At 63.1% G+C, this 15,798-nt stretch carries 15 protein-coding genes; 7 read left to right on the top strand and 8 right to left on the bottom strand.

Annotation, left to right across the window (positions count from 1 at the left end):
• Positions 1 to 2: 2 nt before the first annotated feature.
• Genes PW789_RS08375 through PW789_RS08365 form a run of 3 tightly spaced genes read right to left on the bottom strand, consistent with a single transcriptional unit; the run spans position 3 to position 2,658 of the window.
• On the bottom strand, positions 3 to 1,649 hold the full coding sequence (locus PW789_RS08375) for a hypothetical protein (RefSeq protein WP_299374244.1): 1,647 nt from the start codon (positions 1,647 to 1,649) through the stop codon (positions 3 to 5).
• Positions 1,650 to 1,689: 40 nt separating this feature from the next.
• Positions 1,690 to 2,115 carry a GNAT family N-acetyltransferase gene (locus PW789_RS08370; protein ID WP_299374239.1) on the bottom strand — a complete coding sequence of 142 codons (426 nt, stop codon included), beginning with the start codon at positions 2,113 to 2,115 and terminating at the stop codon, positions 1,690 to 1,692.
• A gap of 9 nt (positions 2,116 to 2,124) precedes the next feature.
• Positions 2,125 to 2,658 carry a YfiT family bacillithiol transferase gene (locus PW789_RS08365; protein WP_299374236.1) on the bottom strand — a complete coding sequence of 178 codons (534 nt, stop codon included), beginning with the start codon at positions 2,656 to 2,658 and terminating at the stop codon, positions 2,125 to 2,127.
• A 71-nt stretch (positions 2,659 to 2,729) separates the two neighbouring features.
• Between PW789_RS08365 and PW789_RS08360 the strand changes: the two genes are divergently transcribed.
• On the top strand, positions 2,730 to 3,554 hold the full coding sequence (locus tag PW789_RS08360; RefSeq protein ID WP_299374233.1) for a glycoside hydrolase domain-containing protein: 825 nt from the start codon (positions 2,730 to 2,732) through the stop codon (positions 3,552 to 3,554).
• 30 nt (positions 3,555 to 3,584) lie between these two features.
• Here the strand turns inward: PW789_RS08360 and PW789_RS08355 are convergent, their stop codons facing one another.
• The 3 genes from PW789_RS08355 to PW789_RS08345 form a co-directional block, all read right to left on the bottom strand.
• The gene (locus tag PW789_RS08355) at positions 3,585 to 4,064 is read right to left on the bottom strand and encodes a hypothetical protein (RefSeq protein WP_299374230.1); all 480 of its coding nucleotides are present in this window, start codon (positions 4,062 to 4,064) and stop codon (positions 3,585 to 3,587) included.
• Positions 4,065 to 4,141: 77 nt separating this feature from the next.
• Positions 4,142 to 4,564 (bottom strand): fosfomycin resistance glutathione transferase, encoded by a 423-nt coding sequence (locus PW789_RS08350; RefSeq protein WP_299374225.1) that lies wholly within the window; start codon positions 4,562 to 4,564, stop codon positions 4,142 to 4,144.
• Between the two features lie 22 nt (positions 4,565 to 4,586).
• Positions 4,587 to 5,987 (bottom strand): ATP-binding protein, encoded by a 1,401-nt coding sequence (locus tag PW789_RS08345; protein WP_299374222.1) that lies wholly within the window; start codon positions 5,985 to 5,987, stop codon positions 4,587 to 4,589.
• A gap of 139 nt (positions 5,988 to 6,126) precedes the next feature.
• Between PW789_RS08345 and tldD the strand changes: the two genes are divergently transcribed.
• The 4 genes from tldD to PW789_RS08325 all read left to right on the top strand — a co-directional run bounded on the left by tldD (position 6,127) and on the right by PW789_RS08325 (position 11,198).
• Positions 6,127 to 7,584 carry a metalloprotease TldD gene (gene tldD / locus PW789_RS08340; protein WP_299374400.1) on the top strand — a complete coding sequence of 486 codons (1,458 nt, stop codon included), beginning with the start codon at positions 6,127 to 6,129 and terminating at the stop codon, positions 7,582 to 7,584.
• A gap of 281 nt (positions 7,585 to 7,865) precedes the next feature.
• The gene (locus PW789_RS08335) at positions 7,866 to 8,414 is read left to right on the top strand and encodes a hypothetical protein (protein WP_299374219.1); all 549 of its coding nucleotides are present in this window, start codon (positions 7,866 to 7,868) and stop codon (positions 8,412 to 8,414) included.
• A gap of 150 nt (positions 8,415 to 8,564) precedes the next feature.
• The gene (locus tag PW789_RS08330) at positions 8,565 to 9,293 is read left to right on the top strand and encodes a hypothetical protein (RefSeq protein ID WP_299374214.1); all 729 of its coding nucleotides are present in this window, start codon (positions 8,565 to 8,567) and stop codon (positions 9,291 to 9,293) included.
• A 249-nt stretch (positions 9,294 to 9,542) separates the two neighbouring features.
• A complete protein-coding gene (locus PW789_RS08325; RefSeq protein WP_299374204.1) occupies positions 9,543 to 11,198 on the top strand; it encodes a sensor domain-containing diguanylate cyclase in 1,656 nt (551 codons plus the stop codon).
• Positions 11,199 to 11,260: 62 nt separating this feature from the next.
• Here the strand turns inward: PW789_RS08325 and PW789_RS08320 are convergent, their stop codons facing one another.
• The gene (locus PW789_RS08320; protein WP_299374201.1) at positions 11,261 to 12,091 is read right to left on the bottom strand and encodes a rhamnogalacturonan acetylesterase; all 831 of its coding nucleotides are present in this window, start codon (positions 12,089 to 12,091) and stop codon (positions 11,261 to 11,263) included.
• Between the two features lie 211 nt (positions 12,092 to 12,302).
• On the opposite strand from PW789_RS08320, the gene PW789_RS08315 reads away from it, so the two are divergent.
• Both PW789_RS08315 and PW789_RS08310 read left to right on the top strand, forming a co-directional pair.
• Complete coding sequence (locus PW789_RS08315; RefSeq protein ID WP_299374196.1) at positions 12,303 to 13,562, top strand: MFS transporter; 1,260 nt, start codon at positions 12,303 to 12,305, stop codon at positions 13,560 to 13,562.
• Positions 13,563 to 13,587: 25 nt separating this feature from the next.
• Positions 13,588 to 14,502 (top strand): VWA domain-containing protein, encoded by a 915-nt coding sequence (locus PW789_RS08310; protein ID WP_299374191.1) that lies wholly within the window; start codon positions 13,588 to 13,590, stop codon positions 14,500 to 14,502.
• 9 nt (positions 14,503 to 14,511) lie between these two features.
• Here the strand turns inward: PW789_RS08310 and PW789_RS08305 are convergent, their stop codons facing one another.
• Positions 14,512 to 15,663 carry a cation:proton antiporter gene (locus PW789_RS08305; RefSeq protein WP_299374188.1) on the bottom strand — a complete coding sequence of 384 codons (1,152 nt, stop codon included), beginning with the start codon at positions 15,661 to 15,663 and terminating at the stop codon, positions 14,512 to 14,514.
• Positions 15,664 to 15,798: the final 135 nt, after the last annotated feature.

Raw genomic sequence — 15,798 nt, 5'->3', positions numbered from 1 at the left:
GATCATCGCGGATCGCTGCTGCGCTTGCGCCACACCGGCTTCAGACTCTGCCGCCAGCGCTCGTCCAGTCCCACCAGCTCCCACTCCACCTGCGGCGAAAGATATCGCAGCACAATCTCCGTCGCCGGATGCACCCGCAGCGCAGGCGCCACCAGGTACAGCTTCGGTGCCTCCTGCGAGAGCGCAGCGCCGTCGAAGTAGCCCAGCCGCTGAAACTCTCCCAGCCCATAGCTCGGCCGCGTCGCATCGTCCGTCGTCTGCCGATGATGCCAGCGCACGCGCACCCAGTAGTCCAGTCCCTGCAGCGCCAGCTGCAGATCCTCCTCTGCCTTCAGCTCGATCACTGCCAGCCTGCCGTCGTCCAGCACACCCAGCAGGTCCAGCATCCCGCGATCGCCCGCCGCAAATGCAGGCACCTGCGTGTACACATACTCCGGGTGCAGATGCTCATCCAACACCGTCACATTCCGCCGCAGCACGCTCTCCAGCCAGCGCTCCGTCTGCATGCGAAACAGCGGGTCGCGCTTATCGCCGTCCACACGCCTGCGCTCGAACAGCCGCGCCACAAACTCGCGCAGCGTCGGCTCCGTCTCCGTGGCCAGCGGTGTCTCATTCGCTCCTGCGCCCACCGTAATCTGCTCCTGCATATTGAACGAAGTGCCCGCATACCCTGCACGCACCCGCGCAAATTCCAGACCATGCCGCAGAAAGGCGATCTCGTTTCCGCCTCGCACCACCTGCTCCACTTCGTTACGCATCGGCTCCGGCACCAGCATCATCACGCGATTCGCTGCATCGGCAAATCGCTCGCGCACCGCCGCATGATTCGGAGCCCGCACCACCTGTGTCGCCAGATTGCCATAGTCCGCCGGATCGCGCCGCGTCAGCTCCTCCGTCTGCTGATCCAGCTCCCACAGCTCCCACTGCGCCGCGTGCTCATTCAGCCACGCCATGCGCGAGACCAGCAGCGCCGCCGTGCCGTGCGGCACAATCACCTTCAGCCCCTGCCACACCCTGCGCCCATCGCCCTGCGTCCTGCACCGGTCCAGCCAGAGGATGCCGACCGTCAGCGCGCCGTCGATCGTCGCCTGCGTCTCCTCCTCATTCACCGCGACCAGCGCCCACGCCCGCTGCCCCTGCACCAGGCGCCCCCGCGCATACGCCGGCCCAAAGCTCTTCTCCAGATCCATCGCCGAGCTCACGCTCTCCAGCGTCCACTCGTGAAAGCCGCGCTGCAGCACCCTCTCCAGCACACGCAGATAACGCGTACGCAACGACTCGCGATCCGAAGGCGTCCTCCGGTCGCGATGCGCCACCAGCTCCAGGCTCGTCGGCTTCGACTGCCCGAACCGCAGCACACTCATCCTCAGCACGCCCTCGCGCAGCCGCGTCGCCACAACGCGACGAACCAGGTTCGCCGCCTCACTCCACAGCTGCAGCGTGCAGCGTCCATGTTCGGTCGTCAGGCTGTACTTCGCCGTCTGCATCTCGAAGACTGCCCGGCCATCCTCCAGCACCACAGCCTTCGGGTGGAGTGCGAGGAACTCTTCAATGGCAATCGCAATCGCCGCAGGCTCCTGCACCTCCGGCGTCTTCGTCGCATGCCCTGCTGCTCTGCTGGGCGCACTCGCGCCACGGGAAAAAGGCATAGCCGCACGCTATCACAGCGCGGCCGCCACACCCATAACTCTAAAGCGTCTTCTGAAAGTGGAAGTCCGAGATGCGCAGGCCCATGCGGAAGTAAAACGCATGAGCCGACTCACGATGCGTGCCCGAATCCAGAGCAAACGTGGCACATCCCTCAGCCCTCGCCGTCTCTTCCAGCCAGCGCATCATCCGCTCGCCAAATCCGCGCGAACGCATCGCCGCATCCGTCACCAGGTCGTCCACGTAGAGTGTCTTTCCGCTCCACAGCACATGCATCACGCGAAACCCCGCAAGCGAGACCACCGCGCCGTCATGCTCCAGAAAAGCCAGCCGGTATCCTTCGCCCTGCTGCAGCTCCACCCGCGTTACAAACTCCTCCGCCGTCAGCGCGGGCCGCAGCTGGCTCATCACCGCGAAGCAGCGCGCAATCTCCTCGCGCCCGTCTGCGACCCGTATCGACGACTCCATCGTCATCGCCTACCAGCTTTCCCGCGCACGCAGATGCGTAATGTGCGCCACGTGATGGCGCGAGTGCCACGCATACGACAGCACCGCCACATCCAGCGGTGTATCGCCGCTCTCCGGATGCCGGTAGCCGCGTATCCACTGCTCGTCGCTCAGCGACTGCAGCAACATCACCCAACGCGCATGCAGACTCTCCACCAGCTCCAGCGACCACTCCACCGGGGCCGCCGAATCATGCAGCGTCGCCCACGACTGTTCGTCATACGGCTTGATCGTCGGCCAGTTCTCCGTCAGCGCCAGCCGCATCCGGATAAACGCATTCATGTGCGAGTCCGCGATGTGATGCACCAGCTGCCGCACCGTCCATCCGCCCTCGCGATACGGCGTGTTCAGCTGCGCGTGATCCAACCCTTCCACCGCATTGCGCAGCTGCTCCGGCAGCTCGGCCAGCACGGCAATTGCACCGATACGATCGTCAAACGTGATCGTCTCCGGCTTCTCAAACTTCCCAATCGGATACCGCGGGTCGACTCCGGTCAGCGCCATATCTTCTCCTCTTGTCATATCTAGGCCAACTTAGCACAGCGACTTGTGTAACCTCGTGACAAGGCAGCTCCATGCGTAAACTTCTCTTCGCTTTCGCCCTCCTCCTCGCCGCAGCGCCCACGTTGCAGGCGCAGACGCCGCACCTCGGCTTCGACCGCAACCTGTACCCCGGAGACGCTGCGCTCCCCGCTTTGCGCAAGCACTTCGCCTTCACCGGCTACTGGCTCAACAATCCTCCCGGCGAGACCTCCAACACCTGGATCGGCAAGCGCGATGCCTTCCTCAAACAGAACTTCGGATTTCTCGTCCTCTTCAACGGCCGCGAAGATGCGCTGATCCTGCGCGCCAAACGTCGCGGCACCGCACCCGATGCCCTCGGCAAACAGGACGCTGCACGCGCCATCGCCGCCGCCCAGCGCGAACACTTCCCCACCGGCACCATCCTCTTTCTCGACCAGGAAGAGGGCGGCCGTCTCCTCGACGAGCAATCGACGTACCTGCTCGCATGGACCGAGGCCATCGCCGCCTCCACCTACAAGCCCGGCGTCTACCTCAGCGGCCAGCCCGCCGACGACGGCCCCGGCAAGACCATCACCACCGCCGACCACGTCCGCCAGCTTGTCACGGAGAAGCACCTTCATCCCGTCGCGCTCTTCGTCTACCAGGACACCTGCCCGCCATCAAACGGCTGCACCGTCACCCCGCCGCCCATCACCGCGGCAGGCACGCCCAGCGTCATCGCATGGCAGTACGCGCAATCCCCGCGCCGTCCCGAGAACACCGCCACCTGCCGCAAGACCTACGCCGCCGATAACATGTGCTACGCCCCCGGCGTTCCGAAGATCTATCTCGACATGAACATCGCCACCAGCGACGACCCGTCCAACGGACGCTGACCAGCTACAGCGAACAGCTTCGCGTCCGCTCTACTTGCTGCGCGAGTCCCACGTCGTGCAGTGCCCCGAAGCGTCGGAGGAGCGGATCGCCTGGCACGTCGCCACGCTGTGCTGCTTGATGTTCTTGCCGCCAAACGGCGCCAGCTTCGGCGGCCCCAGAACACCCAGCGTCGCGGCGTCCCACGAGGTCGGTGTCATCACGCTCCGCTTCATCTCCATCACCAGCGGCTTCTGCGGGCTCTCACTCTTCTCCGCGTTGAAGGCGACCGTCACCGTCTTGCCGTCCATCGTCCATCGCCCGTGCCACACCTGAGGATCTTTACCCACCCAGTTCTGCTGCACCAGCGCCGAACCGTCCTCGCCAAACTCGATCATGATGACGCGATGCACCTCCTGCGAGAGGCCGCCGCTTCCTGAATAGAAGCCCTTGAGAGTCTCGGAAGACAACGACGCCGTGCAGCAGAGAAGCAGCACCAGCGCATAGAAGCCGGCGAGTGTTTTGGATCGCATGCCACAGTTATAGCCCAGCATCCTGCACTCCGCTAGCGCCTTTCCTGCGATCTCTTCGGCAGCAGCTGTAGGGAGAACTATTCCTTGCGCGATGGAAACAAAATCAGGTCTCTCGGTGGATGCTCCATCATCGTCGCCAGACGTGACTGCAGCGTTCCCGTGTGAATCTCCAGCTTATGTCCGTTCGGATCGAGAAAGTAATACGACTCGCCTTCACTGTGATTCTGCTGCCAGCACTCCGCTCCGGCATCCTGTAAACGCTTCATCGCGGCGGCAAACTCTGCCTCATCCACGGTCAGTGCCAGGTGGGTGTACTCCGGGAGACTGCCACTCCGCGTACTCTCGTCCAGCGTCAGGCAGATCCAATCGGTGCCCGCCTCAAGATATGCGCCCTTGTACCACTTCGCCACCGGCCGAAGTCCCAGCACATCGGTATAAAACGAAAACGAAATCTCAAGATCTCTCACTGCCAGAGTGATGTGATTGATGCCGCCGATCATTGTCGGTGCTGTCTCCTCATTCTTATGCGTGACCGTGTCTCGCCACCGGCAGCGAGACACGAAACTCCGTCCTGCCCGGTATCGAGTCGAACTCGATCACGCCATCATTGTGACCCACCAGACGCCGTGCAATATCCAGCCCAAGCCCTGTGCCGTGCCCCTGCGGCTTCGTCGTAAAGAACGGATCGAAGATGCTCGATTGAATCTCCGGCGGAATGCCCGCGCCGTTATCGCCGATGCGCACGACGACGTGGTCCCCTTCACGCGCAGCCCGCACCTCGACACAGCCGCCCTCCGGGGCCGCATCCAGAGCGTTATCGATCAGGTTTCCCCATACCTGATTCAGCTCCGCACCATACCCCATCACCTGCGGCAGGCCGGCTTCCATCTCCATCGATACGAAGACCGACTTTTCCCGCGTCTTCGCCTGCAGAACCATCACCGCATTACGCAGCCCGGCTTCCAGGTCAAGATTGTCAGCCACCATCGCCTGGTCCATATGCGTAAAGCCCTTCACCGCCATAATCAGGCTCGAAATCCGCATCGACGCCCCGCGAATCTCCGACGCCAGACCACGCACCGCGCATCCGCTCGCCGCCCATCGCAGCGCCGCGCTCAGCGCCGCTCCCTGCACCACCTGCGCCACCGCATTCAGCTCGTCGATCGTGACCTCTGTATCCGCCAGCGTATGCGCGCTCAACGTATTCAGGCCATGCACCGCCAGCCAGTCCGCGATCTCTTCTTCGCGATCCAGCTGCTCCATGGGAGGCCGCAGCTTCGCCTTCTTCCCCAGGCAACACGAGCGTACCTTCTCAATCTCCGTCAGCTGCTGCTCCGACAGCCGTGCAAGCCCCAGCTCCAGCGTCGCGTCCTCCGCCTCCTCCAGCCGATCCGTCAGCAAACTCACGCTGCGCTCGATCGCCGATGCCGGATTGTTCAGCTCATGCGCCAGCCCCGCCGACAGCTTGCCCAACGAGATCATCTTCTCGTTCTGCAGCTCCGTCGACGTAAACAAACGCGCCCGGTCCACCAGGCGATGCACCAGCAATGTCGTCAGCTCGAAGCAGGCATGCGTCATCTCACGAATCTGGTCGCGATGCAGAGCCAGCACCTCGGTAGGCTCGAGCGCCATGGAGTTTCCCGGCGCGGTCGCAATGCGCGAGTAAGGCAGCAGCCCCCCCACATCGCCCGCATGCCACTCCACCATCCTGTTCGGGCCCGATCCGCGATCGACAAAGAGAGCCATACGCCCCGTCAGAATCAGGTACATCCACTCCACCGGCTGGCCCTTGTGCGACAGAGGCACACCCACCTCCAGCTGCCGTAACTCACCATGCTCCGCCAGCCAGCGCAGCTCCTCTTCGGGAGCTGCTCCCACCGTTGTGTGCCGCGCTAAACGTTCCACCAGATCCGCTGCCGCCACGTGCTCGCAACCTCTCACAAAAGATTCAGGGGCCATGATTTTCCGGGAAGAAACTGCCAGAACGCGATCCTACGTGGATCGAGCCGGAAATCCAACTCCCATTGCCGCATCCCCCGACGACACCTATCATCAAATCAAGATGACCATCCCCGCCCCCGACCACAAGCGCTACTTCATCGACAAGCTCGGCGTCTCCGAACGCCTCATCGAGCGCTGCCTCGCCGAAGCGCTCTCCGCCGGGGGCGACTACGCCGACCTTTACTTCGAGTCCGTCTCCTCCACCTCGCTCGGCATCGACGAGTCCATGGTGAAGACCGCCTCCCAGGGCATCTCCGTCGGCTGCGGCATCCGCGTGCTCTCCGGTGAGCGTACCGGTTACGCCTACACCGACGACCTCTCCTCCGACCGTCTGCTCCGCGCCGCGCGTACCGCCGCCCTCATCGCCTCCGGACCAGCCAAGGAGCAGATCCACGGCTTCCGCCACACCGAATCCGACTCGCTCTATCCCATCGCCGGAGCCACCGCCGACGCCGAGATCGCCGCCAAGCTCAAGCTCATTCAGCGCGCCGACGACGCCGCCCGCGCCTACGATTCGCGCATCACCCAGGTCCGCGCCAGCTTCTCCGACGAGCTGCGCCGCATCCTCATCGCCGCCTCCGACGGCACCTTCGCCTCCGACACCCAGCCCCTCGCCCGCCTCAACATCTTCGTCATCGCCAAGGACGCCGCCGGAAACGGCGGCTCCGGCAGCACCGCCCGCGGCACCAGCGGCGGCGGCGGACGCATCACCATGGACTTCTTCGAGGGCGATAAATCCCCCGAACACTTCGCCCGCGAGGCCGCCCGCACCGCCATCCTGCAACTCGGCGCCGTCGCGGCCCCGGCCGGTGAGATGGAGGTCGTCCTCGGCCCCGGCTGGCCCGGCGTCCTCCTCCACGAAGCCGTCGGCCACGGCCTCGAAGCCGACTTCAACCGCAAAAAAACCTCCGCCTTCGCCGGCCTCATCGGCCAGCAGGTCGCCTCCAGCAAGGTCACGGTCGTCGACAACGGCCGCATGCCCAACCGCCGCGGCTCCATCAACGTCGATGACGAAGGAAACCCCACGCAGGAGACCGTCCTCATCGAGAACGGCATCCTCAAGGGCTACCTCTCCGACAAGCTCTCCTCCAAACTGATGGGCACACCCAACACCGGCTCCGGCCGCCGCGAGAGCTACCACCACATCCCCATGCCGCGCATGACCAACACCTACATGCTCAACGGCGAAGACATGCCCGAGGACATCATCAAGTCCGTCAAGCGCGGCCTCTACGCCGTCAACTTCGGCGGCGGCCAGGTGGACATCACCAACGGCAAGTTCGTCTTCTCCGCCTCCGAGGCCTACCTCATCGAAGACGGCAAGGTCACCCGCCCCGTCAAGGGTGCAACGCTGATCGGCAACGGTCCCGAAGCCCTCAAATACGTCTCGATGGTAGGAAACGATCTAGCCCTGGACGAAGGCATCGGAACCTGCGGCAAGTCCGGCCAGTCCGTCCCCGTAGGCGTCGGCATGCCCACCATCAAGCTCGACAAGATGACCGTCGGCGGTACCAACTAGCGAGTTCCTTCAGTTTCGACTGGCAAGGGTTATGGATAATCGGCGGCATTACCACCGTGGTATCCATCCTTGGTTATGTTTTAGGACGAAGCTGGTGGATTAATGCTGGTCGAACATGGGACGACACGACGAGCGATTTCTTTAGGAAAATGTGGTTCGGGATTGGGTCGTTCGGCATCCTGCTTCATCGACTCTTCCAATTTCACATCTTCAAATAAAGATGTTGACGCACTAAACCGAGCCCATGCGCTTTAGTGCCTTGCTTCGTGATAAAGCTCATCATGCACCTCGCCGGCTCCTGGATACTCCTCATCTTCGTCGCGCTCATGGCAGCAGTCGCACTCGTCCTGCTGCACCTCACCCAAGCCGGTGACATCCTCCACCAGCGCATCCCCGACCGCCCACATCGCCGCCTCCTCCTCGCCTCCATCTCCTTCTTCATCACCTTCCTCGCCGCGCGCCTTCTGGTCTACTCCATCACGCACCACGTCGGCCCCTTCGGATACGTCCTCGTCGGCGGCCGCCACATCCATCACCTCGTCTGGGGCATCCTTCTACTCCTCCTCAGCGGCTACGCCACCCTCGCCGAGGCCGGCACCGGAGCCACCCCAGGTTCCATCTTCGTCAGCCGTCTCCTCTCCATCGCCTACGGCGTCGGCGCCGCCCTCACACTCGACGAGTTCGCCATCTGGCTCACCCTCGACCCCAACGCCTACTGGTCTGCGCAGGATCGCGAGAGCATCGACGCCATCATCCTCTTCGGTGCCCTCCTCGCCATCGGCACCTGGGGAGCCCCTCTTCTACGCTCGAAGAAGCTTCCATCAGCCTGACGCTCACACAGGCGCCCTCAGGCAAATGCGGCTGGCCAGGAACACACGCTCCCCAAAGGTAGGATTGCGTCCACCCTGCCTCCAAGCGAAAGTGGATGGAGACGATCTCATCTCACCGCAGGAGCAGTCTGCCCAAGGGCCCGACCGTTTATGGAAATTGAAGTTCCCGAACACCCGATCATGACCTGGAAGCAGTTCCTCATCCACATGAGCACCGTCGCGCTGGGCCTCCTGATGGCTCTTTCGCTCGAACAGACGGTCGAGTGGATGCATCATCGCCACCAGCGTCACCAGCTCGTCGAAGATATGCGCGACGAGGCAGAGGAGAACATCAAGGTCATCGACGAGGATACGCACCTGCTCAGCCAGGAGCTCGCCACCCTGCGCTCCGTCGCCGATCGCCTCGGCAGCGCGCCGCTTCAGAAGGGCTTCCTCACCATCGACATCTCCAGGGAACTCGGCCCGCTCCCTCAGGTCGAGAACATGACCTCGCCCTCGCGCGGCACCTGGGCCGTCGCCCGCGACGCCGGCCTCGTGCCTCTCCTCCGGCACGAACAGGCACGCATCTACACCCGCCTCGACTTCGAGGCCGAGCAGGAGCTCAAGGCCGAAGACGAGGCCACGCTGCGCTACAACGATCTCCTCGCCACGCTCGACAGCCGCCAGGCTCCCGGTGGACAGCGCTACCAGCTGCGCCTCTCCGCCACTGACCGCGACCTGGCCGCGCAGAAGCTTCGCGGCTACATGGCGGCGCAGTCAGTCGTGCTCAATCGCCTCGCCTTCTGGAAGGGCGCCAGCGAAGCCATCGTCCACGAAGTCAGAACCGAGGACGAGATGATGCCGTATATCACTGATTCTGCAACGAAAGCACTGAAATAAGACCGCCTTCCAGCCCGCTGAGGAACCCCGCAAGGATCTTCCTCGCAAAGATCCTCCCCCGCCAGTCCCAAATTGCCGCTAAGCTGAACGTCATTACCAGTTATGGCCTATTCGTGGCATATCGAATTGCTCCGGAAACAGTTACATTTCTAGTTAAATTTCGTACAACGGCTCGTAGAACGGAAAAAATTCACTCAAAGGGAAGCGATGTTCGCATCTGCCAGCGGCCGACCGAAGCCCGTCAGGATCATGGGAGTTCTCCTGATCTCTGCGGTCGCCACGATCGGACTCGTCGTTGCAGGCAGTCGCACCGTCTACAACAACCTGCACGCCGCCGATGAAGAACGCGGCTGGATCGATCACTCCCAGCTGGTCATCACCAGCCTGCAAACCCAGACGGCACGCCTCGATCGCGTCGATTACAGCCTGCAGCTCTTCGCCGCCACCGGCGAGCAGCAGCATCTGAAGTCCGCGATCTCCACCCTGTCCAACATGAACGTCAGCCTGGTGCAGCTGCAGGAGATGGTCAAGGACAATCAGGACCAGGGCCATCACATCGATCAGTTCGACAAGACACTCCAGTCCCTCACCAACCTGATCGGCTCGATGGACAGCCACAATCGCGTCCTGCCGGAAAAGCAGATTCTCGAGGCGCGCAACATCCTCGGCATTGTGCTCCAGGAAGAGCGCGGCCTCCTCCACGATCGGAACGAGATGTTCCGGAAGAGCTCCGACCGAAGCTTCCTGCTCAGCATCAGCTACTTCGGCTTCTCGCTGCTTATCACCCTCGTCCTGTTCATCTTCCTCTTCCGTGACGCTCTGCGCCGCAGCCAGGACGAGAAGAAGCTCTTCTCCGCCAAGCGCGAGCTCGAAAGCACCGTCAACAAGCTGACCACGCGCGCCGAAGAGAGCGTCATCCTGACCAACGCCCGCGACGAGCTGCAGCTCTGCACCACGGCGCACGAGGCCCACGAGTGCGCCACACGCCATCTCAACCTCCTGCTGCCCGGAACCAGCGGCGCCACCCTGGTCATCAATAACTCACGCCGCATGGTCGAGATCGGCGCTCACTGGGGAGAGCCCGCCAACCTGCTCGATGGCTTCGATCCCGACACCTGTTGCGGCCTGCGCGGCGGCAAGCTCCGCTGGCGACGCAAGGGACGCACCGAGCTGCACTGCGGCCACTTCATCGGCACTCCCCCCGACAACTATCTCTGCGTCCCGCTCGCGGCGCACGGCGAGACCCAGGGCTTCCTCTTCGTCCTCTGCGACACCCCCGCCACGCTCGCCCTCGCCGAGCAGCGCGAGTCACTCATCCAGGAGATGGCCGAGCTCGCCTCCCTCTCCATCGCCGCCCTCAACCTACGCTCCAAGCTCGAAGGCCAGTCCATCCGCGACGGCCTCACCGGCCTCTTCAACCGCCACTTCATGGAGATCGCCCTCGAGCGCGAACTGCATCGCGCCGCACGTCACCGCACGCCGCTCGCCGTCCTCATGCTCGACGTCGACCACTTCAAGCAGTTCAACGACACCTACGGCCACGAAGCTGGCGACATCGTCCTTCGCTCCGTCGCCGAGTGCTATCGCCGCATGGTCCGCACCGAAGACGTCATCTGTCGCTACGGGGGTGAAGAGTTCGTCGTCATCATGCCCGACGCCAGCGAAGAGGTCGCCCTCCGGCGCGCCCAGATGATCCGCGAAGCCGTCTCCGATATCCGCACGCAGTTCCGCGGCGAAGCCCTGCGCTCCATTACCGTCTCCGTCGGCATCGCCCTCTACCCCTCCAATGCAATCGATGGCAACGACCTCATCCGCTCCGCCGACCGCGCCCTCTACCGCGCCAAGCACGAGGGCCGCAATCAGGTCATCCTCGCCGACGCCCCCCAGCACGTCATCACGACGTAACGCTTCCGGCAGAACAAAGCGGCGCAGAGAGATCTCTGCGCCGCTCTTCCTTTTCTCTGCCTCTATTTCACATACTGCGCCAGATCCGTGTGCTGCTCCTTCAGAGCCTCGGCCACGCACGAGGCCACCATCTCCGCTCCATCGGGAGCCGTATGCGTGTGGTCTCCCGGAAAGAACGCAGCCGTCTTCTCCGGCCCCATCTTCTCCAGCCGGTCGGCCTCGACATCGCTCATGTCGACATAAGGCACCTTCTCCTGCTCAGCCACCTGGTGAATAAATCCGTCGTAGCCCATATCCCGCTCAATGTGGCCGTCCGTCCAGATATTGCGGATCGTCAGGCTCAGCAGCATCGGATGCGCTCCCTTGGCCCGCGCATCGTCAATATACTTCCGCACATACCAGCCGAAGGTGTGCACCACCTCGTGCGTTCCGTCCAGCAGCGTCACCTCCTGCTGCTCGTCGCCGATACCCTTCAGCGTCCCGCGCGGCTTTGCGCCGTCCAGCGCCCCACCGTCGTTGTGCCCCATCTGGATCAGCACATAATCGCCCGGCTTCACGCTCTTCAGCACCTCGTCCCACGCGCCCTCGTGAATAAACGTGCGGCTCGACCGTCCACCGCGCGCACGGTTCACCACGTTGATTCTGCTGGTATCCACGTAGTGGGCGAAGTGGTCGCCCCATCCCCAGTCCTTCTTGTTCTGCGCCGTCGAGTCGCCCACAATCCAGATATTCGGCAGCGCCGGATTGGCAGGCATCGTCGGAATCGCATACTGCGGCGTCGGACGCGCCACGCTGTCATCCTTGTTCAGCTGCTGTGCAGGACTGACACAGCTCAAAGCGGTGAAGACCATCACCGCCACTACAGGGAAGAGGGGCCGGGAACTGCTCATCATATCTGAAGCTTACTGCTCAAAAGGCCTGCTGCACCATTCCGCGGCGAGCGCCACAGCTTCACAGAACCACGGCCCCACGATGTTCCGCTATTGTTCCAGCCCGTTACTCGATACAAACTATTGCGACTTCGGCGCCGTCCAATCATCCATCCCTGTACCATGAAGATCGGTACCCTCTAACCAACAGCACCGGAAGAAGCCACACGTAGGAATGTCCAGCAGCGAACCCAAGTTTTTAGCACGCATCTTCAGAGCGTTTCGCTATCGCGACTTCCGCCTGATGTGGATCGGCGCCTGCGTCTCCACCATCGGCACCTTCGTGCAGCAGTTTGCACAGAGCTGGCTCGTCTACGACCTCACCAAGGACGCCTTCTACCTCGGCCTCGACCTCTTCCTCGGCCAGCTCCCCATCATCCTGCTCTCCCTCTTCGGCGGCGTCTTCGCCGATCGCATGGACCGCCGCAAGATGCTGCTCGTCTCGCAGTACATCCAGATGACCTGCGCCTTCCTTCTGGCCGCCCTCTTCGCTCTGCATCTGGTCCAGGTCTGGCACATCCTCGCGCTCTCCTTCTTCGTCGGCGTCGGCCAGTCCTTCGGCGGGCCCGCCTACTCCGCGCTGCTGCCCTCGCTCGTCGATCCCGAAGATCTCTCCAACGCGATCGCCATGAACTCCATTCAGTTCAACCTCGCGCGCATCGTCGGTCCGGCCATCGGCGGCATCGCCTACGCCACCCTCGGCGCCACCTGGTGTTTCACCCTCAACGGCGCCTCCTTCCTCGCCGTCATCGCCTCGCTCTTGATGATCCAGGTGAAGTTCGTCCCCGCCAAGACCACCGTCTCGGTCCTCAAGAGCATGAAGGAAGGCATCCAGTTCATACGATGTCGCGACGGCATGAGCGCCCTCGTCATCCTCGCCTTCTGCACCACCCTCTTCGGCTTCTCTCTCAACGGCTTCCTCCCCGTCTTCGTCCGCAGCGTCTTCAATAAAGGCCCCGAAACCTACACGCTTCTGCTCGTCTGCTCCGGCGCAGGCTCCATCTGCGGCGCGCTCTCCGTCGCCGCCGTCGAAAAGATGAAGGGCCAGGGACGCCTCACGCTGCTCATCCTCGTCCTCCTCGGCCTCATCATCGCCGGCTTCGCCATGTCCCACTGGCTGCCGCTCTCCTGCGTTCTGCTCTTCTTCTCCGGAATGGCCATCATGGCCTCGGCCTCGTTCATGGTCTCCCTCGCCCAGCTCATCACCACCGACGCCATGCGCGGCCGCGTCATGAGCGTCTACAACCTCGCCTTCCGCGCCGGTATCCCCCTCGGATCCCTCGCTCTCGGCAAGCTCATCCCCCTCATCGGCGTCTCCAAGGCCCTCTCCGGCTCCGGCATCGCTCTCACCCTCGTCTCGCTCTACTTCCTGCTCACCAACCGCGAATCCACCTTCCGCACCGCACGGCAACAGCAACAGCAGCAAGAGATCTGACAGAAACTCCGCTATTCTCGGAGCGATGCCTCCGCGCTTCCCTCTGACGGCCCTCTGCATCGCCGCGCTGCTCGCCTCCGCCTGTACCACCGGCTCGCAGACCTCCGCTCCCTACAGCATCAAGGTCAACGTCGATGAGGTCGAACTCACCCTGCACGCCGACGACGCACAGGGCATGCCCGTCAACGATCTCCGCGCCAGCGATCTCCAAATCACCGACAACGGACATCCCCCGCGCCGCATCGTCACCTTCCAGCCCATGCGCAATCTCCCCATCCGCGCCGGCATCCTCATCGACACCAGCTCCTCCATGGAACCCAGCCGCGAGACCATGCTCGACATCGCCACCGTCTACGCCCAGCGCGTGCTGCAACAGGCCACCGACCAGGCCTTCGTCATGAGCTTCTCGAAACGATCGCAGACGCTGCAATCATGGTCCGGCAGTCCAGCCGCTCTCACCGCCGCCATCGCCCGCAGCGGCAATATTCCTTCCACCACGGCGCTGTATGACACACTCTATGCCGCCTGCCGCGAACAGTTCGGCAGGCTTGCACACGACACCACCGGTAACTTCATCATGCTCTTCAGCGACGGCGATGACGACGCCTCCTACCTTCCACTACGCTCCGCCGTCGACATGTGCCAGCAGACCAACACCGCCATCTACGTCTTCCGTCCCGACTCCGCCATCACCGGACTGCACAATCTCTCCGACCTCGCCTCGCTCACCGGAGGCCGCGTCTTCCGCATCGGCGCCTCTGGCGCGGAGATCGACGAAGATCTGCACATCATTCAGGCCAATCTGCGCAACCAGTACCGGCTCATCTACAACCCGGCCGCGATGCCGCACAACGGCGCCTTCCATCGCATCCTCATTGTTCCGCCCGATCGCGTCGCCGCCATCACCACCCGGTCCGGCTACTACGCTCCATCTCACTAGCTCAGCGAGCTACAGCCCATCCTCCGCTGCCGCCGAGACCAGCTGCGGCAACACAAACGACGGCAGGATCGTCGCAATCGCCGCATACGCCAGCAGTCCGCCAAACAGCTCATCGCTGATATGAAACTGCGCATGCAGCATGCCCGCGATCACCAGCGTGAAGATCAGCGTCGGCACCAGCGCCACCGCCACCCGGATGCCGCTCCTGCCTCTGCGCCGCGTAAACACCAGCGCCTCCACCCAGTCCTTGCCCACCCGTATCGGAATCACCACCGCGGCCAGCGCCAGCCCATACAACACCGCCCGCCACACCAGCGCGCCGCCCGGAACCTCCATACCCTCCCGGAAGAAGTAAAACGGCACGAAGAACGACGAGAACAGCCGCACCGCCTGCAGGTTCGTATCCGACGCCAGTGTCTGCATCCTGTCCTGCAGCAGACCCGCCACCATCCCGGCCACAAACGCTCCCACCAGGAAGTGCACCCCCAGCCCCTGGCTCACCACCGCGCAGATAATCGCCACCATGATCAGCAGCGAAAACTCCGACCCCGGCGCATGCGGCACCACGTACCGGCCCAGCGCCAAAAAGAGAATCGGCGTCAGGACAATCAGCAGCACTAAAATCCCGCTCGAGACCGCCAGCGTCTTCATCGACCCTGCCTGCGACACCACAAACAACACCAGCAGCGCCACAATCTCCGCCGCAATCGCATTCATCGAGACCTGTCGCTGCTCCACCTCATCCAGCCCCGAGTGCGGCAGCGTATCCAGGATGAAACCCGTCGAGGGCGTAAACAGACCCAGCGAAAGCAACGCCGCCGGCTGCCACGCCATGTGCATAAACCGTATCGCCACCCACGTTCCCACCAGCAGAATCAGACCGCCCGCCATCAGGTACGCCGTCAGGCGCGGAACCTGCGTCCGCAGCTCATCCAGGTCCACCTCAAGCCCGGCAAACAGGAACAGCGATGCGATTCCCAGCGTCGCCACCACCGGCATCACGCCGTCGGCCGCCGTCTGCGGAAAAAACTTCGCCACCACGATACCCAGCACCACGCAGGTCAGCGGAGCAGGCAGGCGGAATCGCTGCAGGGCCCGGGGAATCACCAGCAAACCAAAGACGAAGCCCAGATAGATCAGCGTTGCGCTGGAGATATGCATCGTCGTCTGCCCCACCTAAAAGGAAAAAACATCGGAAACACCTGTTGGACTATACCAAGGAAACCCAGGTCCGCAACCAAACCTGTCAAGCCCCGGAACCGTTCAAGCATTTGATGCCAGAACACTTACAGAGTG

It is taken from the genome of Edaphobacter sp. (assembly GCF_028283685.1).
Taxonomy (GTDB): Bacteria; Acidobacteriota; Terriglobia; order Terriglobales; family Acidobacteriaceae; genus Edaphobacter.
Note: the sequence above shows the minus strand (reverse complement) of the source record. Positions and strands in the feature narration are given on the sequence as shown.

Coding starts and splice junctions, on each gene's coding strand:
- PW789_RS08375 (WP_299374244.1), bottom strand. CDS start 1,649: ATGCCTTTTTCCCGTGGCGCGAGTGCGCCCAGCAGAGCAGCAGGGCAT.
- PW789_RS08370 (WP_299374239.1), bottom strand. CDS start 2,115: ATGGAGTCGTCGATACGGGTCGCAGACGGGCGCGAGGAGATTGCGCGC.
- PW789_RS08365 (WP_299374236.1), bottom strand. CDS start 2,658: ATGGCGCTGACCGGAGTCGACCCGCGGTATCCGATTGGGAAGTTTGAG.
- PW789_RS08360 (WP_299374233.1), top strand. CDS start 2,730: ATGCGTAAACTTCTCTTCGCTTTCGCCCTCCTCCTCGCCGCAGCGCCC.
- PW789_RS08355 (WP_299374230.1), bottom strand. CDS start 4,064: ATGCGATCCAAAACACTCGCCGGCTTCTATGCGCTGGTGCTGCTTCTC.
- PW789_RS08350 (WP_299374225.1), bottom strand. CDS start 4,564: ATGATCGGCGGCATCAATCACATCACTCTGGCAGTGAGAGATCTTGAG.
- tldD (WP_299374400.1), top strand. CDS start 6,127: ATGACCATCCCCGCCCCCGACCACAAGCGCTACTTCATCGACAAGCTC.
- PW789_RS08335 (WP_299374219.1), top strand. CDS start 7,866: ATGCACCTCGCCGGCTCCTGGATACTCCTCATCTTCGTCGCGCTCATG.
- PW789_RS08330 (WP_299374214.1), top strand. CDS start 8,565: ATGGAAATTGAAGTTCCCGAACACCCGATCATGACCTGGAAGCAGTTC.
- PW789_RS08325 (WP_299374204.1), top strand. CDS start 9,543: ATGGGAGTTCTCCTGATCTCTGCGGTCGCCACGATCGGACTCGTCGTT.
- PW789_RS08320 (WP_299374201.1), bottom strand. CDS start 12,091: ATGATGAGCAGTTCCCGGCCCCTCTTCCCTGTAGTGGCGGTGATGGTC.
- PW789_RS08315 (WP_299374196.1), top strand. CDS start 12,303: ATGTCCAGCAGCGAACCCAAGTTTTTAGCACGCATCTTCAGAGCGTTT.
- PW789_RS08310 (WP_299374191.1), top strand. CDS start 13,588: ATGCCTCCGCGCTTCCCTCTGACGGCCCTCTGCATCGCCGCGCTGCTC.
- PW789_RS08305 (WP_299374188.1), bottom strand. CDS start 15,663: ATGCATATCTCCAGCGCAACGCTGATCTATCTGGGCTTCGTCTTTGGT.